Origin of the sequence: Marinomonas sp. PE14-40 (genome assembly GCF_051623805.1) — a bacterium.
Taxonomy (GTDB): Bacteria; Pseudomonadota; Gammaproteobacteria; order Pseudomonadales; family Marinomonadaceae; genus Marinomonas.
The window spans coordinates 1,419,237-1,444,687 of the sequence record NZ_CP130700.1 but is presented as its reverse complement, the minus strand read 5'-3'; the positions used below and the strand labels follow the sequence as shown (position 1 = coordinate 1,444,687).

The 25,451-nt window shown below is 40.2% G+C and carries 18 protein-coding genes; 14 read left to right on the top strand and 4 right to left on the bottom strand.

Annotated elements, in window-relative coordinates; translation table 11 throughout:
• Nucleotides 1–212: 212 nt before the first annotated feature.
• Nucleotides 213–1,361, bottom strand: coding sequence for a patatin-like phospholipase family protein (locus Q0A08_RS06560; RefSeq protein ID WP_438465671.1), 1,149 nt, complete (start codon nt 1,359–1,361; stop codon nt 213–215).
• A 321-nt stretch (nt 1,362–1,682) separates the two neighbouring features.
• Here Q0A08_RS06560 and Q0A08_RS06555 point away from each other — a divergent pair, with 321 nt between their 5' ends.
• The 7 genes from Q0A08_RS06555 to pgm all read left to right on the top strand — a co-directional run bounded on the left by Q0A08_RS06555 (nt 1,683) and on the right by pgm (nt 9,601).
• The gene (locus Q0A08_RS06555) at nt 1,683–2,825 is read left to right on the top strand and encodes a beta-ketoacyl-ACP synthase III (RefSeq protein ID WP_438467612.1); all 1,143 of its coding nucleotides are present in this window, start codon (nt 1,683–1,685) and stop codon (nt 2,823–2,825) included.
• A 223-nt stretch (nt 2,826–3,048) separates the two neighbouring features.
• Nucleotides 3,049–3,243, top strand: coding sequence for an MbtH family NRPS accessory protein (locus Q0A08_RS06550; protein ID WP_438465670.1), 195 nt, complete (start codon nt 3,049–3,051; stop codon nt 3,241–3,243).
• A gap of 183 nt (nt 3,244–3,426) precedes the next feature.
• Nucleotides 3,427–4,638, top strand: coding sequence for an isochorismate synthase (locus tag Q0A08_RS06545; protein ID WP_438465669.1), 1,212 nt, complete (start codon nt 3,427–3,429; stop codon nt 4,636–4,638).
• Nucleotides 4,635–6,254: a (2,3-dihydroxybenzoyl)adenylate synthase gene (locus Q0A08_RS06540; RefSeq protein ID WP_438465668.1), complete on the top strand. Its 1,620-nt coding sequence runs from the start codon at nt 4,635–4,637 to the stop codon at nt 6,252–6,254. Before Q0A08_RS06545 ends, Q0A08_RS06540 begins: the two co-directional genes overlap by 4 nt.
• 71 nt (nt 6,255–6,325) lie before the next feature.
• Complete coding sequence (dhbA, locus tag Q0A08_RS06535) at nt 6,326–7,090, top strand: 2,3-dihydro-2,3-dihydroxybenzoate dehydrogenase (protein WP_438465667.1); 765 nt, start codon at nt 6,326–6,328, stop codon at nt 7,088–7,090.
• 8 nt (nt 7,091–7,098) lie between these two features.
• Nucleotides 7,099–7,884, top strand: a complete 786-nt coding sequence (locus Q0A08_RS06530; protein WP_438467610.1) for a 4'-phosphopantetheinyl transferase family protein — start codon at nt 7,099–7,101, stop codon at nt 7,882–7,884.
• Nucleotides 7,885–7,963: 79 nt separating this feature from the next.
• The gene (gene pgm / locus Q0A08_RS06525) at nt 7,964–9,601 is read left to right on the top strand and encodes a phosphoglucomutase (alpha-D-glucose-1,6-bisphosphate-dependent) (protein ID WP_438465666.1); all 1,638 of its coding nucleotides are present in this window, start codon (nt 7,964–7,966) and stop codon (nt 9,599–9,601) included.
• A gap of 43 nt (nt 9,602–9,644) precedes the next feature.
• On the opposite strand, the gene Q0A08_RS06520 is transcribed toward pgm, so the two are convergent.
• From Q0A08_RS06520 to ydiJ, 3 genes are all read right to left on the bottom strand, one after another.
• Nucleotides 9,645–11,258, bottom strand: coding sequence for a methyl-accepting chemotaxis protein (locus Q0A08_RS06520; RefSeq protein WP_438465665.1), 1,614 nt, complete (start codon nt 11,256–11,258; stop codon nt 9,645–9,647).
• 270 nt (nt 11,259–11,528) lie between these two features.
• Entirely contained in the window at nt 11,529–12,269 is a 741-nt protein-coding gene (locus Q0A08_RS06515) for a spermidine synthase (RefSeq protein ID WP_438465664.1), read from the bottom strand.
• A 63-nt stretch (nt 12,270–12,332) separates the two neighbouring features.
• On the bottom strand, nt 12,333–15,419 hold the full coding sequence (ydiJ, locus tag Q0A08_RS06510; RefSeq protein ID WP_438465663.1) for a D-2-hydroxyglutarate dehydrogenase YdiJ: 3,087 nt from the start codon (nt 15,417–15,419) through the stop codon (nt 12,333–12,335).
• 235 nt (nt 15,420–15,654) lie between these two features.
• On the opposite strand from ydiJ, the gene Q0A08_RS06505 reads away from it, so the two are divergent.
• The 7 genes from Q0A08_RS06505 (at nt 15,655) to Q0A08_RS06475 (ending at nt 25,380) form a co-directional block, all read left to right on the top strand.
• Nucleotides 15,655–16,569 carry a 1-aminocyclopropane-1-carboxylate deaminase/D-cysteine desulfhydrase gene (locus Q0A08_RS06505; protein WP_438465662.1) on the top strand — a complete coding sequence of 305 codons (915 nt, stop codon included), beginning with the start codon at nt 15,655–15,657 and terminating at the stop codon, nt 16,567–16,569.
• A gap of 140 nt (nt 16,570–16,709) precedes the next feature.
• Nucleotides 16,710–17,591: an NAD(+) kinase gene (locus Q0A08_RS06500; RefSeq protein WP_438465661.1), complete on the top strand. Its 882-nt coding sequence runs from the start codon at nt 16,710–16,712 to the stop codon at nt 17,589–17,591.
• Nucleotides 17,592–17,640: 49 nt separating this feature from the next.
• Nucleotides 17,641–18,516, top strand: a complete 876-nt coding sequence (locus Q0A08_RS06495) for a rhomboid family intramembrane serine protease (protein WP_438465660.1) — start codon at nt 17,641–17,643, stop codon at nt 18,514–18,516.
• A 28-nt stretch (nt 18,517–18,544) separates the two neighbouring features.
• Nucleotides 18,545–18,838, top strand: a complete 294-nt coding sequence (locus tag Q0A08_RS06490) for a YeaC family protein (protein ID WP_438465659.1) — start codon at nt 18,545–18,547, stop codon at nt 18,836–18,838.
• Complete coding sequence (locus Q0A08_RS06485; protein WP_438465658.1) at nt 18,835–19,662, top strand: DUF2797 domain-containing protein; 828 nt, start codon at nt 18,835–18,837, stop codon at nt 19,660–19,662. The genes Q0A08_RS06490 and Q0A08_RS06485 overlap by 4 nt, the downstream gene beginning before the upstream one ends.
• A 25-nt stretch (nt 19,663–19,687) precedes the next feature.
• A complete protein-coding gene (gene pepN / locus Q0A08_RS06480) occupies nt 19,688–22,321 on the top strand; it encodes an aminopeptidase N (RefSeq protein ID WP_438465657.1) in 2,634 nt (877 codons plus the stop codon).
• A gap of 581 nt (nt 22,322–22,902) precedes the next feature.
• Complete coding sequence (locus Q0A08_RS06475; RefSeq protein WP_438465656.1) at nt 22,903–25,380, top strand: putative bifunctional diguanylate cyclase/phosphodiesterase; 2,478 nt, start codon at nt 22,903–22,905, stop codon at nt 25,378–25,380.
• The last annotated feature ends 71 nt before the right edge of the window (nt 25,381–25,451 follow it).

Here is a 25,451-nt window from a genome sequence, read left to right as displayed (position 1 = left end):
CTTTATGTGATTTGGTTAGACTAGATAGTGCCGATTTATTGTGACTGATTTAGTGCAAACTTATGACGGTTAGATGTCAATTTTTTGAAAATGAGCGCTAAAGCCCTGTATTCAATGTTTATGAGCAAGAGCTTAATTACTGAGTTTAGCTTTTTAAGTGAAAATTAAAATTAAGCAAAGGAGCGAAATATCAAATAACAGCAAAAAAGCGGTTATTCGTAAACGGGTTTGGCATGGGCAGGTATGTTTAAAAAAGACATGATTTTATCTTTTTCCCAGTTGGCATCCTTTTGCCCCAATTCAATCAGGCTACGACAATAATCCTTAGTGAAAAGTAGGTAACTTGCTGCTGAACTACCGCCTGCTTTGGGCGTCGCTCCAATAGAGCTCATGACATACTTCAAACTACGAGGAAGGTCTGAGTAATGCTGAGCCGCTAGTTGGTCTAGTTCAACAGAAGGGGAAATGATTAAGGTGTCAATTGCCTCGTAACTACTCTGAGGCTGATTCATACTTAGTTGGTTGATACGCTCAAGCTGTTGAATATCATCTTCCAGGTTATCAATAAACGCACTGTTAAGTAGCTGCCCTGTAATCTGAGCAATAGAAGGGGGATGAGGTCTTGCCATTTCGTGATTCCAATGCTTGGGCGCACGGTTACCACTGACACCAATAATCATGACCTTTTTAGCCCCTAAGTGAAGAGCTGGGCTAATGGGTGATTGCTGTCTCATGGCTCCATCTGCGAAGTAATGTTCACCAATCTTTTGAGCGGGAAAAATAGTCGGTATGGCACTGGAGGCTAATAAATGGTTATAGGTAAGTCTGCTTCTTAGGCCCAAGTTTCGATTATTCTCCCAATTCTCAAGATTTGAACTGCCTTGGAAAAAGCTGGTAGTTTTACCTGAACTATAACTCATGGCGGTGATGCTAAGGGCGCGTAAATGCTTTCTATGGATGCAGGTATTAATACGGTCTAGATCTAAGAAACGCTGTAATAGTTGTCTAAGAGGCTGATTATTCAATAAAGATAATTGTTGTTTTGGGCTACCATGTTGAAACAAAGAAAGCAGAATTCGACTCACTGAAGACATCATAGAAAGAGAGTCGACATGATAAATCTGATCAGGTGATAAATGACGCCAAAGGTAGGCGAGCTTACTAATTGCCCGGGTAAAGTTGTCAGCATTCGCGGCTAACATGGCAGCGTTTAGCGCACCAGCAGAGGTGCCGCACAGAATCGGGAAGGGGATACTAGAATGCTTAGGCATCATCTTACCTATTGCTGATAAAACACCAACTTGATAAGCCGCTCTAGCTCCACCACCAGAGAGAATTAAAGCGGTATGATTTTGTTTCATCACAGCGTCTCCTTCCTTTTAGTCATTTAAGCATATGCTAGAGAAGGGGAAGCCTCAATAACGTTTTTTGTAACTCACATATTAATTTTGTTTATGAATCAAGCAAATGGCTAAATATTGTTTGCCTTTGGTTGTCTTAAGGAAGAGTGGAGTAAATTTAACTAAGATAATTTGTGCTATACAAAAGAAAGGCGAAGAAAAAGGTAAATTATAGTTATTACTTATAGTTATTATTAACAATATCAACATAATGTAAATGGACTAATTGTTTCAGTTACGAGACAATGTTTGGAAATGATTGACAAAACACGAGTAAATCCTATGGAAAACCAAGTCAGTAATAAAAATAATGTTGTCATCAGTGGGGTTGGTCTATGGACGCCAGCCAATACAATTACAAATGAAGAATTAGTCGAAAGTTATAATGCTTGGGCAACGCAATACAATATTGATCATGCCGCCCAAATTGAAGCCGACGAATTGAGTCCAAAGCCTTTATCCAGCGCTGCTTTTATTGAAAAAGCATCAGGTATTAAAAGCCGTTATGTTTATGCCAAAGAAGGCGTACTCGATATTAACCGTATGCGACCAAAACTTGAGCCGAGAAGTGATGATGAATTATCCCATCAGGCAGAAATGGCGGTTGCAGCAGCAGAGAAAGCATTACAAGCAGCGAATAAAACCCCTGCTGATGTTGATATGGTTATCGTTGCCTGTGCCTATACCGAACGTTCATATCCAGCCATTGCGATTGAAGTACAAGCTAAGCTAGGTATTCAAGGTTTTGGTTTTGATATGTTGGTGGCTTGTTCTGCAGCAACCTTTGGCTTGCAGCGCGCCCATGACTCAGTCGCTGCGGGCAGTGCTAAGTGTGTGCTTGTTATCAACCCAGAATTAACCTCTCCCCAAGTAAATTACACGGATAGGGATTCGCACTTTATCTTTGGCGATGTAGCTACAGCTGTTGTTGTCGAAACCGCAGCGAGCTGCCAATCTGAGCACAGTTTTGATGTGCTAGGGACGCGTTGCGTGACGTCTTATTCGAATAACATTCGTTCAAACTTTGGCTATGTTGCTAGGGTAACGGATGAAGATCCATTTGCGACGGATAAACTCTTCCATCAAAATGGTCGTAAAGTGTTTAAAGAAGTTTGCCCTATGGCAGCAGAACATATCGAAAGTCACCTTAATGATGTAGGTGTGCAGGTTTCTCAATTGAGACGCTGGTGGTTGCATCAGGCAAATATCAATATGAATCTATTAATTAGCAAACGCCTTTTAGGCAGAGATGCAACTGCGGATGAAGCGCCTGTTGTGTTAGATACTTTTGCTAATACTGCGTCAGCAGGTTCAATTATTGCTTTTGCTAAAAATCATGAGGACCTTAAAAAAGATGATATTGGTGTAATTTGTTCATTTGGTGCAGGTTACTCAATTGGTAGCTTGGTTCTGAAAAAGCGTTAAAAACGCCTTTTTACTGTTTTATAGAAAACCACCTTGGTGCAAACCAAGGTGGTTTTTTTTGGATTTTTTATTGTAATAGAGAGAAATAATAAACGGAAATCTAAATGAGAATGATTCTTGTATTCATTTGAAGTTTGGCGTATATTTCATTTATCGCATAGGAAAGTGCAATTGATTTGGGCTCTTATGTCAAAAAACATTGGTAACGCTTGGAGGTGTATAGATGGGAACTTTAAATAACAAGCAAGATGAAGTTGGCTTTGTTGTATTAAGTAATCTTAATGAGCAGTACAGCTTATGGCCAAAATTACAGGATATTCCTATGGGCTGGTATCTAGAATACGGCCCAGGAGATCGTGATACCTGTATTGACTATATTGACCGCCATTGGGCTCAGCCTAAATCTCTAGTGAAATGAAGCATTAATCAGGGAAACAGTGTTGGGATAAAGTGATTGCTAAGTGTTTCAAGCAATAGGCGATTAATCTCATGTTTCCCGTTTATGTTTAATTACCAATTTAACGTCATTGAATCGATGAATGAGTGATTTTTAGAGATAAAAGCTACTTAGTAGTCAAATAGTATTGTCATGGAGATAGGGATGAACAACAGCTCTAATCAAGCTTCGGGCTCTGAATTATCAGATGCAGAAGAGTTAGCTGACTATTTGTATATGTCAGCTCATAAGAGCATAAAGGCAAAGGGGCTGGTGGCTAAGGTTTCTACCCCAGCATTTGGTGAAGAAAGTGAAAGAAGTGAATTTCAACTTGCTATCACTCAGGCATTTAACAAGGCGCGAGAGCTGGGCCAGGAAAATCCGATTTTAATTGGTGCTATTCCATTTGATCTCACCCAAGACTCTTGTCTATATGTACCGAGTGAATATGAATTTTTTGATCGAAATGATTTGCTGCAGAAGGAAAAGCAAGCAAATGCAAGTTACTCAAACTTGATTGAAATGGCAAAAAGTATTCCTGATGAGATTACCTTTAAACGTGGTGTAAAGCAGGCTATTGCTAACTTTGAACACAGCGATATTCAAAAGGCTGTGTTATCTCGTGTATATGAAGTGAAGACGAAAGAACCTGTAAATACGCAAAAAGTACTTCAGAATTTATTAAACCAAAACCCCGCTGGTTATCATTTTAAAATCCCTTTGAACTCAAACACAGACTTAATTGGTGCAAGCCCCGAATTATTGCTTCGTAAAGAAGGTGTGAAGGTTTTTTCTAATCCTCTTGCTGGTTCTGCGAAACGAATGGCAAATAAAGAGATAGATGAGCAACATGCCAGTGAGTTAAAGCAATCTAGCAAAGATAACTTCGAACATAAACTCGTGATTGATGATGTTCGTAATGTATTAGCTCCTTATTGCGACAGCCTTGATGCGCCTCATCAACCAGAGTTAATGAGTACTTCACGTATGTGGCATTTATCTACTCAGATAAAAGGCGAATTGAAGTATGCGGATTTGTCTGTGTTGACTTTGGCTTGTCAGTTACACCCCACACCGGCTGTTTGTGGCTATCCCACGCGATTGGCAAAAAAATTGATTGATCTGGTTGAGCCCTTCGAACGAGGCCTTTTTACAGGCATGGTCGGTTGGTGTGATGCACAAGGTAATGGTGAATGGGTTGTAACGATACGTTGCGGCACTGTGTCCCATGATCAAGTTAGATTGTTTGCCGGTGCTGGCATAGTTGAAGCGTCAAGTCCTGATGCAGAATGGTTAGAAACTCAAGCAAAGTTGGCAACCATGATGGATGCGTTTGGCTTTGATAAAGCAAAAGTAATTGGAGGAGAAGGGTTATGAGCATTGCCTATAGTCGTTGGCCAAAAAACTTTGAAGATGCTTATCGCAAAGCGGGTTATTGGAGTGATGAACCTTTAACTCAAATGATTGAAGATCAGGTGGAGAGTAATCCTCATAGTGTCGCGATTATAGATGATGAAAGGCAGGTGAGTTATTTAGAGCTTGATCAAATGGCCAATACGCTTGCCATCTATCTTGATCAACAGGGGGTTGAAAAATGTGATACTGCGCTAGTTCAGTTGCCTAATTGTCTAGAGTTTTATGTTACTTATTTTGCTTTGCTAAAACTTGGTGTAGCACCAGTAAACGCTTTGTTTCATCAACAAGCAGTTGAGCTTACTAGTTATGTTGAGCAGCTATCACCTAGTTTACTTATTGTCTCACCCGATCATGAATTATTTGCCACTAAAGCGTTTATCTCTGAGCTGAAAACGACTTCTACAAGTATACAAACTGTCTTGTCTTTGAAAGCCTGTGACTATGCCGTTTCTATACAAGATATTCTTTACACTAGAGACATGAAGGTAATTGATAACCCGAGTTTTGATCAGGCCTCTGGTGCTGATGAAGTGGCCTTTTTTCAGCTATCGAGTGGCAGTACAGGCATCTCAAAACTCATTCCCAGAACCCATAACGATTATCTTTATAGTGTTAGGAAAAGTGTTGAAGTATGTGGGCTAGACCAAAATACGCGCTATTTGTGTGCTTTGCCTATTCAACATAACTTTCCAATGAGTTCACCGGGTGCTTTAGGTGTATTTTATGCTGGTGCGACTTTGATTATCGCGCAATCTTCTGAGCCTCTGCATTGCTTTGAGCTAATCAGCAAGCATCAAGTGAATATGACTGCACTAGTGCCACCAGCGGTTGGTTTATGGCTGGATGCAGCGCCTGAGCATCAAGCTAAATTAAAAAGCTTAAAGCTCCTTCAAGTAGGTGGGGCAAGTTTTGCAGAAGCGCAAGCGAGATCGGTGCCGCAAGTTTTAGGTTGTCAATTACAACAGGTCTTTGGAATGGCAGAAGGTCTGGTGAATTATACGCGTTTGGATGAAGAGCTAAATTACACCACGCAAGGCAGACCTATGAGTGAAGCTGATGAGGTAAGGGTGGTCAACCAAGCTTGCCAAGAAGTGCCTATTGGCCAAACTGGCATGTTACTAACCCGTGGTCCATATACTTTTAGAGGGTATTTCAATAGTCCTGAATATAACCAAAGTTCCTTTGATGCTGAGGGCTTTTATTGCTCTGGTGATCTAGTGCAACAGGATGCACTAGGAAATATCAAAGTAGTGGGAAGAGTGAATGAGCAAATTAAAAGAGGCCATAAAACCCTTGCGATACATGAGGTAGAGAATCTTTTGTTGAGACATGAGGCTATCTCTCAGGCGGCATTAGTGGCTGTGCCTGATGCTGAATTAGGCGAAAAAAGCTGTGCTTTTCTCGTATTGAAAAATCCTGATATTCAGCCTTTGGTTTTTCGTAAACACCTTGTGTCTTTGGGGATAGGGAAAGAAAGTTTGCCTGATGAGATTCAGTTTCTTTCAAGTATGCCATTAACAGCGGTAGGCAAAATTGATAAGCAGGTGTTAAAAACTCAAGCACTAAAAGCGATTTAATTTATTGTTAGATTAAATGATATACAAGATTGAGCTGAGTCGAACAGGCTTAGTGTGAATAGAAGGCTGATATGAATTTTAAAGGTAAAACGGTTTGGGTAACGGGAGCTGCTCAAGGTGTTGGCTTATGCATTGCACAAATGCTGCATGAGCAAGGTGCTAAGGTTATTGCCTTGGATAAGGCTTTTCATGGTGTACGTAAAAGCGATTTTGATCAGGATTATGGATTTGTTATTCAAGCGTTAGATATCAGTGATGCTGAGGCGGTTAGTACAGTCGTTTCGTCCTTACTTAAAAACCATGATATTGATGTTTTAATTAATGCGGCGGGTATTTTACGTTTGGGTGAAACCAATGAAATCTCCCAGCAAGATTGGCAAGCCTGTTTTGATGTGAATGTGTCTGGTGTTTTTTATCTCATGCAGGCGTTAATGCCAGAATTTAAGGCACAAAAATCAGGCGCTATTGTCAATATTGCCTCAAATGCTGGCCATGTTCCTCGTAAAGGTATGCTGGCATACAGCGCTTCTAAAGCTGCGTTGATTAGTTTAAGCCATAATTTTGCGTTAGAACTGGCTCCTTATTCAGTGCGCTGTAACTGTGTCTCACCTGGCTCTACTGATACACCTATGTTGCAAGCCATGCTTAAAGGTAAAGCGGCATATGCTGCTACCATTTTAGGGCAAGCTGATCGTTTTAAACTTGGTATTCCTTTGAATAAAATAGCGCAAGTTGAAGAGGTGGCGAATACGGCACTTTTCTTGGCGTCTGATTTAGCGTCTCATATTACCATGCAAGATATCGTAGTGGATGGCGGCGCAACGTTAGGGGCTTAACGGTGGGAATGTTAACAAAGCGCTTGCCTGCTAAATTGTTTTGGCCAAAATTTGATAAAACTTGGCCTCTTAAGCGAGGTGAAGAGCCTAGGAAAAAAATTGCATTTGCAGCAACTAATTTTAGTGTCGAACGTTTTCAGAAAGCTTATCAAGGCAAGAATTCATTCTCTTATTTTGATATTCCTACAAGCTGCCTCAATCAACAAATGAACCAAAAACGACAGGCAGAATATATTGCAGGTCGTTTGTGTGCTCACCAATTGTTATTTGATTTTGCTGTGAATCATGCGCATTTAGAGAATGATGATAAGAAAATGCCTGTTTGGCCAAAAGGGATAATAGGCAGTGTTGCTCATTGTTATCCCTATGCGGTTGTCATGATTGCTAAAAGTAAAGACTATCAATCTATCGGTGTCAGTATCGTTTCAAGGACTGAATCAAGAACCGAATTTTCACTTAGTTCAAATGCGGCTTATGGTGTACTGACTCAGGCTGAGATATTAAGGTTTGCAACTCATCTTGATGAAATCACTTTGGCACTGATCTGTTCAATTAAAAAAAGCTTTATAAAAGCCACCTCACCTTTGATTTTAAGTTATTTATATTTTGATGATGTCAATGTAGTCGCAATTGATTGGATACAAGGGAATGCTGAGTTGGTAATAGAGAGGGATTTAGGCGGCCAATGGAGAAAAGGGCAGAGTTTCATGGCTCAGTTTGATTTTTATCATTCTAAAGTCATTTCTATGCTGGCATTGCCAAGGCAGTTGGGCTTTGAGCTTATGTTTCCTTAAATTAAGTTTTTTTTAAGTGATTGAATCTGAAATAAATATAAGCGACCATAAGTTTAGATTCTTCATTTTAGAGGTAAATATGGCAATTCACCCTCAAGCAGGACAGCTTGCACCCTTTGATCAACTCGTAAATATCCCCGCATTGATGACGGCATATTTCTGCAAAAAGCCTGATATTCAGTTAAATGCAGATGAAAAAGTCGTTTTTGGCACCTCAGGGCATCGAGGCTCAGCTTTTAATGCAAGCTTTAATGAAGACCATATTTTAACTATTTGCCAAGCCATTGCTGAACATAGACAAACTCAGAATATTACTGGTCCACTTTATTTAGGTAAAGATACACATGCCTTATCCGATGCAGCCTTTCAAACCGCATTAGAAGTGCTGACGGCCAATGGTGTCAGAGTGAGAGTGCAGTCAAATAGCTACACACCAACACCTGTTATCTCCCATGCAATCCTTACTCATAATCAGGCTCAGCAAGATGTTGCAGATGGTATTGTCATTACGCCTTCACATAACCCACCTGAAGATGGGGGCATTAAATATAATCCACCTAAAGGTGGTCCTGCTGATACGGATATTACGAATAAAATTGCTACACGAGCTAATGAGCTTTTAAGCCTTGGTTTAGAAGGAGTTAAACGCCTAAGAGGTAAGGCTTTAAGCCAGTCTGACCTAATCGAAGAGTTTGATTATATAGATCACTATGTTTCTGACCTTGATAAAGTGATTGATATGAAGGCGATTGCTCAAGCTGGCATACGTATTGGTGTCGATCCTATGGGTGGCTCAGGCATACAATTTTGGCAACCTATTGCAGATAGGTATGGTTTAAATATCGAAATCGTAAATCCAAATGTAGATGCCTGTTTTGGCTTTATGCCCTTAGATAAAGATGGGCGTATTCGTATGGATTGTTCGTCGCCTTATGCCATGAATAACTTACTCAATATGAAAGATGATTTTGACATTGCTGTGGGTAATGATCCTGATTTTGATCGTCACGGTATTGTGTGTGCTTCATCTGGCTTAATGAATCCGAATGCTTATCTTGCGGTAGCCATTGAATATCTTGCCAATAATAGACCTCATTGGCCAGCAGATACCTTGTTTGGTAAAACTTTGGTATCCAGTGGCATGATTGATCGTGTTGTTGAAGGGTTGGGTCGTACTTTGTGTGAAGTACCAGTTGGCTTTAAATGGTACGTTGATGGACTTTACTCCGGAGCTATGGGGTTTGGAGGAGAAGAGAGTGCGGGCGCCTCTTTCTTGCGTCATGATGGCAGTGTTTGGACGACGGATAAGGATGGATTCATTCTTGCGTTACTGGCTGCTGAGATGCTCGCTGTCACAGGTAAGGACCCTTACCAGCTAAGCCAAGAACAAGTTGCGAAATATGGAACGCCTTTTTATAAGCGTATTGATGTGCCTTGTTCTGGCCAGGCGAAAGCAATACTTGCTAACCTAAGTGCGGAATCCGTAAAGGGTGATACTTTGGCGGGTGATAATATCAGTCGTGTATTGACTAAAGCGCCAGGGAATCAAGCTGCCATTGGTGGACTAAAAGTTGAAACAGCTAATGGTTGGTTTGCAGCAAGACCATCTGGTACTGAAAATATTTATAAGATTTATTTAGAAAGTTTCGTTTCTGAGACTCACTTAAGTGAGTTAGAGGAAGGTGCTAAAAACTTGGTTGATGAAGCGTTAGCCTAGAATTTAAAAGGGAGCTAATAGCTCCCTTTTTTATTAAAGTAACTTAACGTTTAAACCAACCTGATAGATCGTTGAAGTCATCAACCACATGCATAATCTGATTGCTTGCCTGAGTGGCTTGAGTAACCTGTTCTGCATTGTCGGTTATCTTATGGTTAATTTCACCTATGAGCTGTTCAACTTGTTGAGATGACGCTTGTTGGGTTTGCATTGCTGAACTGACCAGGCTATTTAATTGGTTAATTTCGGCAATTGAGTCAACGGCAATGGTGAGCTTCTCACTGGCTTTGTTTACGGTCTCTTGAATGTGGTTACTTTGATCTTTACCACCTTGAATGGCTTTAACGGCTTCATTTGTTCCGGTAGTAACGTTTAAAAGTACTTTCTGGATTTCTTCTGTGGAGACATGGGTTTTCTGGGCTAAGTTTCTAACTTCATCCGCTACAACAGCAAAGCCTCTGCCTTGTTCTCCAGCACGTGCTGCTTCTATTGCTGCGTTCAAAGCAAGTAGATTGGTTTGTTCTGCAATACCTTGAATAACTTCTAAAACAGAGTTTACCTGTTCTGTTTGGCTTGCAAGAGATGCGATCGCAGAGGACGCTGAATCAATATCACCCACCAGTTTGTCAATACCACTTAGTGTTAGATGCATAGCATTTTTACTTTCAATGGCAATTTTTTGGCTATGGTCACTGGCTTGAGCTGTTTGTTCAACTTGTCTTACTGAATCGTCTGCTTGCGTGTTCATTTCTGAAATAGCGGTCTGAGCTTGATGGCTTTGCTGAGTTTGAGTGCCAGAGTTTTCTGTGAGGTTCTCTGCAACATTGTGCAGGTTTTGAGAGCTGTCAGTAAGGGAAACTGTTGAAGACTGCAACTTGTCTGATAGGGTAGATAAGAAGTCTTTTAAATTTTGAGTCGCTTTCCCTAGATCACCTAACTCATCTTTACGAGTCAGATTTAAATCTGCAATGATCTTACCTTGAGCTAACTCAGAAACATTATTAATCAACAATAAAAGAGGGTTAATAATTAATTTGTTAATCAAACTTGATGCCATGAAAGTAATCGCAATCAAGACAATAATTAAGGTGGCAAGTGACCACAAAATGTTGCTTTTCACATTACTAGAAACAGAGCCACGTTTAGATTTACTGATTTCTGCTAAGTTACTAGATAGAGACTCAACTTGTGCAGAAGGCTTCCTATCTATGCCTGAAACGGCTTTATCACCTGTTTTAATATCAAAGTTTGCTGCGATAAATGCATTATAACCTTGCTGGTATTTCTCGCCCATTTGAATGTGATTAGACTTAAAATCCTGAGCAATACTAAGTTGCTCTGGGTAGTTACCAAGGTAGGATATTAAATCAGATGAAATACTCTGAACTTTTTCTTCCTGAGCTTTGAATTTACCCCAATATTTCTTCAACTGCTTAGGGTCTTTGCCTCGAATTAAAACGTTTTTCCATTCTTGTACTTGTCGTTTGAACTCAATGTTTAAGGTGAGGGCTGTTCTTTCAGCATTTAACTCAGTGGTGAATATTTGATCGTAACTATTAAAACCACGATTTATATTGGCTATAGCAACAAGCGCAACTAGTAATGCAGCTGCAATAGCAATCGAAATGATACTAAGAAGCTTTTTGGATAATGACATGTGTGTTTCTCATAAGGATAAAAGGTATGTAATTAAGTCTTAGATGTTTCATAGTGATATATCCTTATTTTTCACAATATAAAATCTTACTTAATGCTACTTTACATGATATAAGTCTATGGAAATTTCATGTAAAAACAGTTAGGCAGATGTAATGATATGTAGTTTGGTGTAAGTGTTTTTCTTGAAATGCGCAGAAAGTATGTAGACCTCATTCTTAGAATGAGAATAAGGCCATATATATTAACAACTAACGATAAAAACTCATTTTCAAACTTCCGCTAATCTGTTTAACCATTTGCTTAGTTGGAAGTCTAAGTCTGAGGAAAGCTTTAAGGCGTCTTGTTTAAGTGCTTTGGCTGTCTGATAGTTTATTCGTTTCCCTGCCAGAATAACCCAGTTACCACTGCTAGTATTCATGCTTCTAATATCAATGAAATAGTTACGAAGTAGCTCAATTAAGTTGGTGTAGTCATGGTCTCCTTCCCAGCAGTTTATAACTAGCCAGCCTTCACTTTTTAACTGTTTGTCGCAGTTTTCAATAAAGTTCTCAGCAATCACAGCTTTGTCCATGCCTGTTTCTAAATAGAGATCAGTAAAGAGCAAATCAACTTTTTTGTCTTGTGTTTTAGCTATGTAGGAAGTTGCGTCTTGTTCAACTATTTGTAGCCGTTTAGAGCGAGGTAAATGAAAGTATTTTTCAGCAATTTTAATCACTTCTGGGCGCAATTCGACAGCGGTCAATTTGATGCCTGGCACTGTGTCTAATAAGGCTCTGATAAGACAGCCTCCACCTAAACCAAGTACAGTCGCACGTTTGGGTTTGCAGAATAATAAACTCAGCATCATGGCTTGAGTATATTCGTGTTGCAAAACATTGGGCTTGGAAAGGCTGATGCGACTTTGTTCATCGCCTTTAGCAAATGAAAGCAAACGATATTGGCCATCTTCATGAACGGTGATTTGACCAAGCTCATCTTGAGATTGATATATAACTTGAGAGTTATGCATGGATATTTGCTTCTAAGGAAAACACCCGCATGCTTTGCGGGTGTTTTGTTTTTGGGATAAAAGTTAAGCCTGAGCGGCTTCTTTTAAATGTTTAAGTAAGGCTTGTAATGGGTGGAGTACGGCTTTTTGATCAAAACGTTTCACCTGACTGCGACAAGAGTAACCTGTTGCTACAATACGGTCTTGCAAGGCTTCATCATTTACCTTGTCTTTCCAAGAAAGCTCATAAATGTCTTTTGAGGTTTGTAGGTTTGCTGTTTCATGACCATAAGTCCCAGCCATGCCACAACAGCCCACATTTTCAACCTTTAAACTAAGACCTACTAGTGAGAACACTTTAACCCAATCTTGGATAGAGCCTGCCGCATTAGTTTTTTCGGTACAATGAGCTAACAAATGATAGGTTTCATCTTCTAGGGCAAAGGGCTGGGTTGATAGGTGATCTTTTTTGCCAACTAACCATTCTTGCAATAGGTTAACGGTTGGAATCTCACGCTTATCACCAATCACTTTAGGGTATTCGGAGCGGAAGCTTAAGGTCATGGATGGATCAACCCCTACAAATGGAATCTTGTAAGCCGCTAACTCTTCTAACATGTCTAGGTTTTTATTCGCTGCTTTCTCAAATGCCTTAAAAAAACCATGTACATGCAAGGGTTTACCATTTGGTTTGTAAGGCGCTAAGAAGGCTTGAAAACCAAGGCGCGTCAATAACTCCATGGTGTCTAATACCAGCTGAGTTTCAAAATAACTCGTAAAAGCATCCTGTACTATGATGACGGCTTTATGTCTTTCATATGGGTTGATTGCATCAAGTGCCATAGGTGTCGCAAAGCGAATACCACGCTTGTTCATTTCTTTCTTGATGTTAAGTTTAGAAAGCGTTGGACTATCTGTGATGCCTAAATAGTTAGCGCTGAAGCGGTTGATCCAAGCTTGTTCCATCATCCAATTATAAGGCTGAGGGAATTTAGCTAAAGTCGGCATAATGTATTCCATTGAACCAACCACATAATCTTTTACGGGGCGCAAATAGCGTGAGTAATAGATCTCTAGGAATTTAGCTCTAAACTCAGGCACGTCGACTTTAATAGGGCATTGGCCTACACAAGACTTACAAGCAAGGCAGCCCATCATGGATTCATGCACTTCGTTGGAAAAGTCATAGTCACCACGACGCTTTTTCAAAGTGTTGTTCAGGCGCGGGAAGAAACTAGCGGCAAAACTGGTTTCTTTTATTTTGTCGCTGATTGCCTGAGTGTCGACACCTTGTTCGCTCATGCCACGTAGCCATTCACGCATCAAAGAGGCACGACCTTTTGGTGAGTGGATACGCTCACGCGTCCCTTTGTAAGAAGGGCACATGGCATCGTTTGGATCAAAGTTATAACAAGCACCATTACCATTACAGTACATGCCAGCTTGGAATTGATCACGGTTAACCAGAGGGATTTGACGATCGAACTGACCCCTCATTGGCACTTCATCAATTTTTAATAGTTCAACGCCAAGCTCGAATGGAGTTGCAATTTTGCCTGGGTTTAGCTGGTTGTGTGGGTCAAAAGCACCTTTTACCTGCTGAATCACAGGGTAAAGCTCACCAAAGAATTCGGTCGCGTATTCAGAACGAACCCCCTTACCGTGTTCACCCCATAACAGTCCGTCATATTTCTGCGTGAGGGCAACCACTTTATCTGTGATATCACGAATCAAGCTTTCGTTCTTTTCATCTTTCATGTCGATAGCAGGACGTACATGTAAAACTCCGGCATCAACATGGCCGAACATGCCGTAGCTGAGATCATGGGCGTCGAGTACCGCACGAAACTCCATAATGAAGTCAGCTAGGTTTTCAGGCGGTACCGCCGTATCTTCTACAAAGGGAATCGGACGACCTTCACCTTTGGCATTACCCAAAAGGCCAACTGACTTTTTACGCATTGCCCAGATTTTTTTCACATTTTCATGGCCTTGGGCCAAGGTGTAGCCCAGTATCTTGCAGTTAGGCTTAGCAAGTGCCGCATCTAATAAATCAGTCAGTACCTTAATGCGATTATCTACTTCTGTTTGGTCGTTGCCTGTGTACTCAACTAAGTTTACACCCTGAAGCTCTTTACCTGCATTATCCCCACTTTCATCAGGGAAGAATTCAGCAACCGAATGCCAAATGATGTCGTCTTTGGCAAGGCCAAGTACACGGGAGTCAACCGTTTCAATCGAGGTTGGGGCCGCGTTTAGCAGCTCTTTGGCGTGGCGTAACGAACCTTCAAAGCTGTCATAACGAATGTTGACTAAGGTCGCGAAGGTAGGAATCTTAAGTAGATTAACTTTAGCTTCTACAATAAAGCCTAAGGTACCTTCTGAGCCACAAAGCACAGAGTTTAGGTTGAAAGCTTTGTTTTCATCGCGTATGTGAGCTAAGTCGTAACCCGTAAGGCAACGGTTTAATTCAGGGAAAACTTCATCGATTATAGCTTGGTTGTGATTAAAGGCATCATCAACCACACGATGAATATGGCCCGCATAATCTTCACGCAGCTTTTCTTCAGCCAGCTTCTCATCAGAGATAGGACCAGAACTAAGAAGCGTGCCATCAAGTAACACGGTATCAAGCGATAAAACATGATCACGGGTTTTACCGTACATGACAGAGCCCTGACCGCTGGCATCCGTGTTTATCATGCCTCCTATGGTCGCGCGGTTACTGGTGGAGAGTTCTGGCGCAAAGAAAAGTCCATGATCTTTAATTGCCGCGTTTAGCTGATCTTTTACAACGCCGGTTTGGACTCTGGCCCAGCCTTCTTCAGCGTTAATTTCAAGCACCTGATTCATGTGCTTAGATAAATCCACAATCAAACCATCGGTCAGCGATTGGCCATTAGTGCCCGTGCCGCCGCCTCGTGGGCTTAATACAATGGATTGAAACTCTTCGAGGTGTGCAAGGCGGGTCAATAGTTGGATGTCAGCTACTGATTTTGGATAAATAACACCTTGAGGTAAGACTTGATAAATAGAGTTGTCCGTGGCGAGTACAACTCGGTTGGCGTAGTCAGGGTTAGTATCACCACTAAATCCATCGGCGTTTAAACGCTCGATAAAACTTAAATAGAGGGATTGGGTTGGGGTGATATCTGACAGCTTAGGGATCATGTTTTTTGTCTCTACTGGAATGGCGAGGAGATTTTAACAAATAAAGGGTCGTTTTGGGGAATATCTAAAATGAAAAAAAATATTGAACCTATCATTTTTATGCATGTCAGATATTTTAATGTTTGAGCTTGCTCAGATTTATAGATTCCTTAGTATGTTATTATTAGCCTCGTTTTTAACGAGGCTTTTTTTTGCCTCGATTTTGCTCAATGACCCCAAGTGACATGGAACCCGCATGATACACCCTTTAATCCTTACTCTTGAGAACACGCTTCTAAATGAGAAAAATATTCGAATTGCTATCTATCGAGGTGATTTAGAGCATGAAAAGGCCCCTGGTAATAAATGGCATAAGTTAAAGTTTAATCTAGAAGCGGCAAAAGTGCAGGGTGCGAAGCAGCTAATCAGTTTTGGTGGGCCTTATTCAAATCATCTTCATGCTTTAGGGAATATTGCTTTGTCGTTTGATATCACACCAATAGCAATTGTTCGAGGCGAATTACAACCTAAGCTGACACCAACATTAAGGGACTTTGTCAAAGCTGGTGGTGTTTTGTGGCCGAGTAAGCGTATTGACTATAAAGCGGGTATGGACTCTGAATTTGTTGCTAATCTTAAAAACTACTACCCAGATGCTTATTGGGTGCCAGAAGGTGGTTCTAACTCACTGGGTGTGCAAGGGTGTTGTGACTGGGCGCAGGAAATTGATGCTCAAACTAAAACGTTAGGTGAGTTTAATACTTGGGTTGTCAGTGCTGGAACGGGAGCAACCAGTGCAGGCTTTTTAGCCTACGAAAAAATAGAAAAAAATAATTCGCCTGACATATTGGTGTTTCCTGCTTTAAAAGGAGGAGAAGGGTTGTTAAATGATATTCGAAGATTTGCTTTAACCCAGAATCCTAATACTGATATTGAGCGCTTAAAAATCATCGGCGATTACCATCATGGTGGTTACGCTAAGCTACCACAGGGTTTGAAAGACTATATTGAAAAGCTGCACTCATTGAACCCAGGGCTTCAATTGGATCCGGTTTATACGGCTAAAGTGGTATACGGTCTTGAACAAGAAATAGTCAAAGGGAACTTAGATAATAAAAACTTGTTGCTTATTCATACAGGCGGCTTGCAAGGTTGGAGTGGATATCAATAATATCTGACAAAAATGGCTAAGCTTTTAGTGTTATTTTGTATGACGTGGTAAAGTTCGCAGCAAATTTATTGTCATCTGTTTAAAAAGAACAGTGATTTTATCCTTTTGTTTTTAGTATTGATTATCAAAGAGTGGCGTACATGAGTCAGTTTGCAAGGGTAGGCATTATTGCCAGACTGGATAACCCCAAAGTATTAGAAACGGTAAAGAAACTACTGGATTACTTAAGCAAGAAAGGTATACAGCCTGTTCTTGAAGAAAACCTAAGTGCTATGTTACCTGGTGTTAAGGTTGATATTGCACCCATTAAAGAGTTAGGCGATAACTGTGACCTAGCGATGGTAGTCGGTGGTGATGGTAGTTTTTTAGGTGCTGCACGCGCTATTTGCAACTATGATATTCCTGTCCTTGGTATCAACCGAGGTACTTTAGGTTTTTTAACTGACATTTCCCCGACGGCTTTAAAAGAAGAACTTGACCCTATTTTTGCGGGTGAGTACTTTGAAGAAAAGCGCTTCATGATAGATGCTAAAATTACCCGCAATAATAAGCCTAGCGGTGAAGGTAATGCTCTAAACGATATTGTTTTGCACCCAGGTAAATCAGCAAGAATGATACGTTTCGATATGTTTATTGATGATCAGTTTGTCATGAACCAAAAGTCAGATGGTCTTATTGTTGCAACACCAACGGGTTCAACGGCCTATGCTTTATCGGCAGGTGGCCCTATCATGTTGCCAAAATTGGATGCGATTGTATTAGTGCCTATGCACCCTCATACATTAAGTAATCGTCCGATTGTGATTGATGCCAACGCTAAGATAAGAATTGTTGTATGTGACTCAAACTTAACGTATCCAAGTGTGAGTTGTGACGGTCAGCTTCATATTACGGCGGCACCAGGAGATGAAATTCATATCGCTCGTAAAGAAGGTGGTATTAGATTGATACATCCTAAAAACCACGACTTTTACGATGTTTGTCGCAGCAAGTTAGGCTGGCAAACGGGTTATACTTCTTAATCAAGCAAGGACTCAGCGTTTTTATACTAGGTACGCACCGTTTTTTAACATGATTTTTGTTTATCAATTTACGTTAGAACAAGACCCAGCTGCTTTAAGTAAGACCTTATGGCAGCAGAGTATTCCTCATAGGATCATACATAAAGATGGTGCTGATCAGCTTTGGCTACTTGATGAACGTCATGTGCTTATGGTCCAGCAAATTCTTAATATGTACCTTGGTGAACCAGACAAATTAGCGCAAATTCCACCGGCACCTAAAAAAGCTTCGAGCTTCAATCTTGCGCAAGCGAGTAAATTAATTAGCCTTTACCCTGTTAACGCTGGACTGGTTTTGATCAGTATTCTCGTAGCTTTCTTAACTGGGTTAGGTAGTCAATATTCCGCATTGTCTTGGTTTAGTTTTTTGCCTATTCAGGTCAGTGGCAACTATCTCACCACAACGCACTTTTCTTATGTGATTGAAAACCATCAGTACTGGCGTCTTATTACTCCGATTTTTATCCATTTCTCCATGATTCATATTGCGTTTAATTTACTGTGGGTATGGGATATAGGCCGTAAAATTGAAAAAGTGATTGGCTCGGTATTTTATTTGTTATTGGTTTTGATTACGGCATTAGCAAGTAATTATTTACAATACCTAGATACTGAATCTCCTTTATTTGGTGGCATGTCTGGTGTGGTATACGCCATTATTGGTTTTGCATGGTTAGCACCAAAGTTAATACCCAATTGCCCTGATTTAATCTCAAAGCCTATTATGATCTTTTTATTGCTTTGGCTAGCGCTAGGTTATACCAGCTTTTTTGAACAAATAGGCATAGGAAAAATTGCAAATACAGCCCATTTAATTGGCTTAGTGTGCGGTCTTGTTTGTGCTTATCTATATCACCTTTATGCGATTCGCCAGAAAAGACGTTGATTCGCCGAGTTGAAACAAAGAGAAAACTATGAATTTTAAAGAAATGATCGACAACATGTCGCCAGAAGTTTACGAAAGCATCAAACTCGCGGTGGAGTTAGGCAAATGGCCTAATGGTGTTCGTTTAACTGATGAGCAAAAAGAACTTTGTTTACAGGCTGTTATTACTTATGACTACAGTAATAAAGGTGAAGACGAACGTGTTGGTTTTATTGACCGTAATGCGCATCTTGGGTGTTCTTCAAAGAAAGACACGTTAGAACATGAGACGGTGAAATGGGTTGATCAGCCATTTTCAGAAAAAGAGTCTAAAAAGTCATGATTTCAGGCAGCATTAGAAAAATGACAAGTCAGGTATCAAGTGATGGCAAGGTTAGTTATCAATTGAATCTTGCTGATACCAGCATCAATATGAATGACTTGCTGGGGCAAAAAGTTAGCTTAAACTTCGACGGCAGTATCCAGTGTGTTAATTGCTCCAGAACCACTAAAAAGTCATTTAGTCAGGGGTTTTGCTACCCATGTTTTAAAAAATTAGCAGCGTGCGATACTTGCATAATGAGCCCTGAGAAATGTCATTTTCATCTAGGTACTTGCCGTGAACCAGAATGGGCCGAAAAGTACTGTATGCAGAGTCATTATGTTTATCTAGCCAACTCATCAGGTTTAAAGGTTGGTATTACCCGTGGTGATCAATTGCCAACGCGTTGGATTGATCAGGGAGCAACGCAAGGGCGAGCAATCTTTAGTGTGCAAAACCGCCGACTGTCAGGCTTAGTTGAAACACTTTTTAAGCAAGAAGTTGCTGATAAAACTAACTGGCGTAACATGCTTAAAGGTAATGCTGACGATCTAGATCTAGAGTTCGAACAAGAGAGATTAATCTCCTTGCTAGGTGAGGGTTTAGATAGCCTACAGTACGAATTTGGCATACAGTCAATTACTGATTTATCAGAAGAAAACTTTACCCATAAGTTTGAATACCCTGTTTTAAGTTTTCCAACAAAAGTGGTGAGTATTAATGCTGAGAAAACCCCTTTAGTTGAAGGCACATTGTTAGGCATAAAAGGTCAATATTGGTTACTGGATACTGGGGTAATTAATATACGTAAATATACTGGCTATCAGGTTACATTTAGCCATTAGCATCAGCGCATAGGAAATAATAATTATGAAAGAAGCTCAGCCTGCGGCGATTCACTTAAAAGACTATAAAGTCCCTCCATTTCTCATTGATAAAACAGAGCTTATATTTGACCTTGATGACTCTGTCAGCATAGTAACGTCGCATTTACATATGCGTCGTAACCCAGCATCTAAAGAGGGCAATGCTCCTTTAATTCTAGATGGTGGTGAAGATGTGAAACTGGTTGCTATTGCGATTGATGATTATCAGTTACCCGAAGCTGAATACCGTTTAAAAGATAAACAGCTGATCATTACAGCAACACCTGATAAATTTATTTTAACCTGCGAAACCCTAATTGAGCCGCAAAACAATACACGTCTTGAAGGCTTGTATCGTTCTTCTTCAATGTTTTGCACCCAGTGTGAAGCAGAAGGTTTTAGACATATTACTTATTACCTTGATCGTCCAGATGTGATGTCTGTGTTTACAACGCGTATTGAAGCAGATGCTGATAAGTATCCGACAATGCTTGCCAATGGTAATCAGATTGAAGAAGGCGAGACAGAAGAAGGTAAACGATTTGTTGTTTGGCATGACCCTTTCCCAAAGCCTGCTTATTTGTTCGCCCTAGTTGCTGGTAATCTTGAAAAAATCCAAGACACTTTTACCACTATGACAGGTAAAGAAGTTGCTTTAGAGATCTTCACTGAAAGCCATAATATCGATAAAGTCGATTATGCAATGGACTCGCTAAAACGATCTATGAAGTGGGACGAAGAAGTTTACGGCCGTGAATACGATCTTGATATATTTATGGTTGTCGCTGTCGATGATTTCAACATGGGCGCAATGGAAAACAAAGGCCTAAATATTTTTAACTCATCTTGCTTGTTGGCTACGCCAGAAACGACGACAGATGATGGTTTTTTACGTGTAGAAGCCGTTGTTGCCCATGAGTACTTCCATAATTGGTCAGGCAACCGTGTTACTTGTCGTGACTGGTTCCAGTTAAGTCTGAAAGAAGGCTTTACGGTATTCCGTGATCAAATGTTCTCAGCAGATATGAACTCTCCAACGGTTAAACGTGTTGAAGATGTCTCTTTTTTACGTACTGCTCAGTTTGCAGAGGATGCGGGTCCAATGGCACATCCAGTGCGCCCAGCATCATTTATCGAGATATCAAATTTCTATACTCTGACAATTTATGAGAAAGGTGCTGAAATAGTTCGCATGATTCATACCTTGTTAGGAGAAGAGTCATTCCGTAAAGGCTCAGACCTTTATTTTGAGCGTCATGATGGGCAAGCGGTTACTTGTGATGACTTTGTTAAAGCAATGGAAGATGCCAGCGGTGTTGACCTTAAGCAGTTTAGTCGTTGGTATTCACAAGCAGGAACGCCGGTTCTCACTGTGACCTCAGAATATAATGAAGCAGAAACAAGTTTAACTTTACATGTTGAGCAAATGACCCCTGCAACACCTGGTCAACCGACAAAGCTTGCTTTGCACATGCCTATCAGAATGGGGCTTGTTGGAAAAGATGGTCAAGAGTTAACGACTCAGTTCCAGGGGGTTGCCGCTAAAGAGCATGTATTGCATTTAAATCAATTAAAACAGAGTTTTGAATTTAAAGGCGTTTCTCAAGCTGCTGTTCCTTCACTGCTAAGAGGCTTTTCTGCTCCGGTTAAATTAAAACAAGATCTAGAAGCGCAAGACTTGTTATTGCTGCTTTCAAGTGACACAGATGGATTTAATCGCTGGAGTGCTGCTCAACAATTGGCGGTAAATGAACTATCTACTTTGATTGAACAGGTAAAAGCAGGTGAAGACCTTGTGATTGAATCAAACTTGATTGAAGGCTTTGCCAGCATTTTGATGGATGAAAACCTAGATCCAGCCATGGTTGCCTTGATTCTGACTTTACCAAGTGCCTCTTACTTAGCAGAGCTTGCTGAAAGCATTGATCCTAAAGCTATTGCTAAAGCGCGTAAGTTCTTGAAGCAAATGATTGCCAGCAAACTGACCTCAGAATTGTCTGTGTGTTATGAGCGTAACAAGATTGTTGGTGCCTATTTGCCAAATTCTGAGCAAATGGCGAAACGTCAGCTTAAAAATGTAGTCTTGAGTTATTGGGCTGATAGTCAGGATAAGCAAGTTGTTCCAGTGATTGCTGAACAATGCTTATCTTCAGACAATATGACCGATGAGTTTGCAGCGCTTTCTATCTCTGTGAATAGTGAGCATCCTGATGCTCAAAGTTTATTGGCAGGATTCTATGAAAAGTGGTCAAGTGAGTCGTTAGTTGTTAATAAATGGCTGATGTTGAGTGCTTCTCAAGAAGGGGAAGGTAGCCTTGATAGAATCAAAGCACTAATGGAACATGACGCTTTTGACCTTAAAAACCCAAACAAAGTCAGATCTTTGTTGGGTGGTTTAACGCAAAATGTACCTTGTTTCCACAACGAAGATGGTAGTGGTTATGCTTTTTTAGCAAATTTAATTATTGAATTAGATAAGCGTAATCCACAGCTTGCATCAAGGCTTTGTACGCCGTTAACACGCTGGCGTAAAATGGAATCTGGCTTATCGGGTCTGATGAAATCTGAGTTAGAAAGAGTGCAAGCGCAAGAACTTTCTAAAGACGTTTATGAAGTTATTTCCAAATCTTTAGCTTGAACTTATTGTTTTGCTTAAGTTATTAAATCACTTTAACGAACTGATGTTTTAGATTATTTTTAAAAACCTAAGTGTGCTGACACTTAGGTTTTTTTTTACTTTTTATGGAGATAGCTTCATATTTTTGCAATATGACGCTTTTAACCTTGATTTAAATTTCGAGTCTGACATGCTGAAAGTTGAACTGAATGGGTTTATAAGGAAACTGCGAATAAGTCTTCCCGTTTTAGTGTGTGGGTAAAGGCATTTAGATTTATGGTGAAGTGCGCAACTTAATCGTTATTCTATTGATAAGTGCTTCAACATAAAGGTAGGGCTTTTAGGCTACTCCCTGCGGGTTTTGCAGGAAAAGTGTTAATCTGCGTTGTCCCTTCTAGAAAGGTGCCTACATTACTTCAAAGAGACGCCTTGATTAGCCTTTTTTTCTGATAAGACTGATTAGACTGAGAAGAGGTGGCTTGTTCGTAGCTTCCTAAGTCACTTGATGAATTTCGTTTAACTGGAGGTAATTAAACAAGTAACTATAATCTTATCTAAATACCTGCAACATATTCTCTTGATAAGTGCTTGTTTTTTATTTTATGAATAATAAATTTTTAACTGGTTTATCCTTTAAGTTGACTCGGTCAACGGTATCCATTGCCTTTATTCTTGGCTTATTAGTTAGTTTACTTCAGCTGTATAGTGATTTTGATAATCAAGCTAAGTTAATAGATGACAAGGTAGAAGAGATCTTCTCAATTACAGCGCCTGCGGCTCAGCGTGCTGTGCATCAACTTGACCCCGGTCTTGCCTCAGAGTTAGTGAATGGCTTGTCTCACTTCGATTTTTTGAATCAGGTTAAATTAGTTGATGATCGAAAAAACATACTGGCTTCTTTTGTACGCCAACCAGTGCAATCCAATACCTATTGGCTATCGAATTTATTTGGCTATTCCACAGAAACACACCTTTTTGATCTAATAAATGACTCTCAGGTAAGTGAAGGTGAGCTGATTCTTGAAGTGAATGGTGATGCTGCCATGGCGCCATTTTTCCAGCGTGCTTGGTATGTGCTTGTCTCAGGTGTGTTAAGAAACTTATTACTTGGCCTTATGTTGGCTGTTGTTTTTCAGAATATCTTAGCGATTCCTTTAATGAAGCTAAGAGATCAATTGATGAAGATAGACCCTAAGCAACCTGCTGGGTATCGTCTTGAGCATATGCGTCACCATGACAGTGGTGAGATATCTGATATTGTCGATACAACCAATTCATTATTGAATCAATTAGAGATAAACCAGAGCGCTTTAAGAGAGAACCGTGACCAATTAAAAGCGTTAATCGATGTTAACCCGAACATAGTGATGGCGTTGGATCGTGATTTAACTGTGTTGTTTGCTAACAATTCAGCAAACTTGTTTTACGGTGTCAAAACCGAACAAATCTTAGGCGCCAACTTTTTAGATCTACATCGTGGTGTTAACTCCCAAGAAGCGGATAGATTTGCTCATGAATTAATTCAAGTTATTCATAACCTCGAAGAGTCTTACGAAGTCGAGCGTGAACTCACAGATGGCATGGCACGTAAGCGTGTATTGCAAATTAGCTATACCGCCATAGTGTATGAAGGGCATGCCAGTCTCTTGCTAGTCGCAAGTGATATGACAGAAAAAATAACCCGAGAAAAACAACTGATTCAAGTCGCCTATCAGGATCAACTAACAGGTTTGCCTAATAGAGAGCTTTTCTTAGATCGCTTGGGAATGGCCATCACTTATACTGCAAGTCATAAGCAGTTTGGTGCACTCTTATATATAGATTTAGATGAATTTAGATTGATAAATGATTCTAAAGGTCACTCAGTGGGTGATTCCATTATATTGGCCTTATCAGATAGGTTGGCCTCAAAGATAAATAGCAGTAACACTTTAGCCCGTATTGGTGGCGATGAGTTTTGTATTATTTTAAGTGGTGTTGATGAGGACAAAGAAACGGCTATTAATAAGATAGTCAGCACTGCTGAGCTTATTCTGTGTGATATCAGGCAACCCTTAAATATTAAAGGGAATGAATTCCGTATTACGGCCAGTATAGGTGTCGTTATCTTCTCGGAAGAAGATTCAGATGCCGAAGAGCTGTTTAAGTTTGGTGATACTGCTATGTATAACGCCAAATCAGCCGGTCGAAATCGTATCTCTATGTTTAAGATGGAGATGACGCAAGAAGTCGCCAGTTATGTTCGTTTAGAGAACGACCTTAAGAGTGCCATTGAAAATAAAGAGTTTGAATTTTATTTACAGCCCATTGTATGTGTTGGATCTAACCAAGTACTCGGCGCAGAAGCCCTGATTCGTTGGAATCATCCTGAGAAAGGCCTAATTGGCCCGAATGAGTTTATCGACTTCTTGGAGTCCTCAGGACTTATTTGTGACATTAGCGATGGCTTGTTAAGAGATTTGTGTGCCTTTATTAATGAGAAAGATCTACTTTCAGTATTACCTGAGGGGTTCAGGATTTCTCTCAACGTGAGTGCGATAGAGCTTCATTCTAAGAATTTTATAGAGACTTTTAAAGCAACCTTGCGCGACTTCTCAATGCCCGCGGACTTGTTTGAATTAGAGATTACTGAATCTTCAGCGATACAAGATATTGAAGAGTCCGTTGCAAAAATGAAAAAGCTTGCACTGATTGGTGTAAATTTCTCTCTTGATGATTTTGGTACGGGTTACAGTTCATTAAGCTACTTGAAACGATTGCCAGTCAATAAAATTAAGATAGATCGCAGCTTTATCCAGGATTTGATTATTGACCATAATGATCAAGCTTTGGTAACTGCCATTATCTCTATTGGCCAGCATCTAGAACTAGACATAGTGGCTGAGGGCGTTGAGTGGCAAGCTCAGCTTGATTGGTTGAAACAGCACCAAATGATGTACCAAGGCTACTTATTTTCTAAGCCGATTAAGCAGCAGGACTTTTACCAGTTGTTAATGAGTAATCTAGCAGAAACATTAGAGCATCCTAGCTCTGTTTCATCGAGCTCTGACCAGAAAAATACGAACCCTAAGGTGCTTTGATCTAGAGGATAGCTAACTAATCAGGCTTAATTTTGCATTTAATCCTGATTTTGGCATATGATTACTTGTTC

Coding starts and splice junctions, on each gene's coding strand:
- Q0A08_RS06495 (WP_438465660.1), top strand. CDS start 17,641: ATGATTTTTGTTTATCAATTTACGTTAGAACAAGACCCAGCTGCTTTA.
- Q0A08_RS06550 (WP_438465670.1), top strand. CDS start 3,049: ATGGGAACTTTAAATAACAAGCAAGATGAAGTTGGCTTTGTTGTATTA.
- Q0A08_RS06475 (WP_438465656.1), top strand. CDS start 22,903: ATGAATAATAAATTTTTAACTGGTTTATCCTTTAAGTTGACTCGGTCA.
- Q0A08_RS06540 (WP_438465668.1), top strand. CDS start 4,635: ATGAGCATTGCCTATAGTCGTTGGCCAAAAAACTTTGAAGATGCTTAT.
- dhbA (WP_438465667.1), top strand. CDS start 6,326: ATGAATTTTAAAGGTAAAACGGTTTGGGTAACGGGAGCTGCTCAAGGT.
- Q0A08_RS06485 (WP_438465658.1), top strand. CDS start 18,835: ATGATTTCAGGCAGCATTAGAAAAATGACAAGTCAGGTATCAAGTGAT.
- Q0A08_RS06520 (WP_438465665.1), bottom strand. CDS start 11,258: ATGTCATTATCCAAAAAGCTTCTTAGTATCATTTCGATTGCTATTGCA.
- Q0A08_RS06555 (WP_438467612.1), top strand. CDS start 1,683: ATGGAAAACCAAGTCAGTAATAAAAATAATGTTGTCATCAGTGGGGTT.
- Q0A08_RS06545 (WP_438465669.1), top strand. CDS start 3,427: ATGAACAACAGCTCTAATCAAGCTTCGGGCTCTGAATTATCAGATGCA.
- Q0A08_RS06505 (WP_438465662.1), top strand. CDS start 15,655: ATGATACACCCTTTAATCCTTACTCTTGAGAACACGCTTCTAAATGAG.
- Q0A08_RS06515 (WP_438465664.1), bottom strand. CDS start 12,269: ATGCATAACTCTCAAGTTATATATCAATCTCAAGATGAGCTTGGTCAA.
- Q0A08_RS06490 (WP_438465659.1), top strand. CDS start 18,545: ATGAATTTTAAAGAAATGATCGACAACATGTCGCCAGAAGTTTACGAA.
- Q0A08_RS06560 (WP_438465671.1), bottom strand. CDS start 1,361: ATGAAACAAAATCATACCGCTTTAATTCTCTCTGGTGGTGGAGCTAGA.
- ydiJ (WP_438465663.1), bottom strand. CDS start 15,419: ATGATCCCTAAGCTGTCAGATATCACCCCAACCCAATCCCTCTATTTA.
- Q0A08_RS06500 (WP_438465661.1), top strand. CDS start 16,710: ATGAGTCAGTTTGCAAGGGTAGGCATTATTGCCAGACTGGATAACCCC.
- pgm (WP_438465666.1), top strand. CDS start 7,964: ATGGCAATTCACCCTCAAGCAGGACAGCTTGCACCCTTTGATCAACTC.
- pepN (WP_438465657.1), top strand. CDS start 19,688: ATGAAAGAAGCTCAGCCTGCGGCGATTCACTTAAAAGACTATAAAGTC.
- Q0A08_RS06530 (WP_438467610.1), top strand. CDS start 7,099: ATGTTAACAAAGCGCTTGCCTGCTAAATTGTTTTGGCCAAAATTTGAT.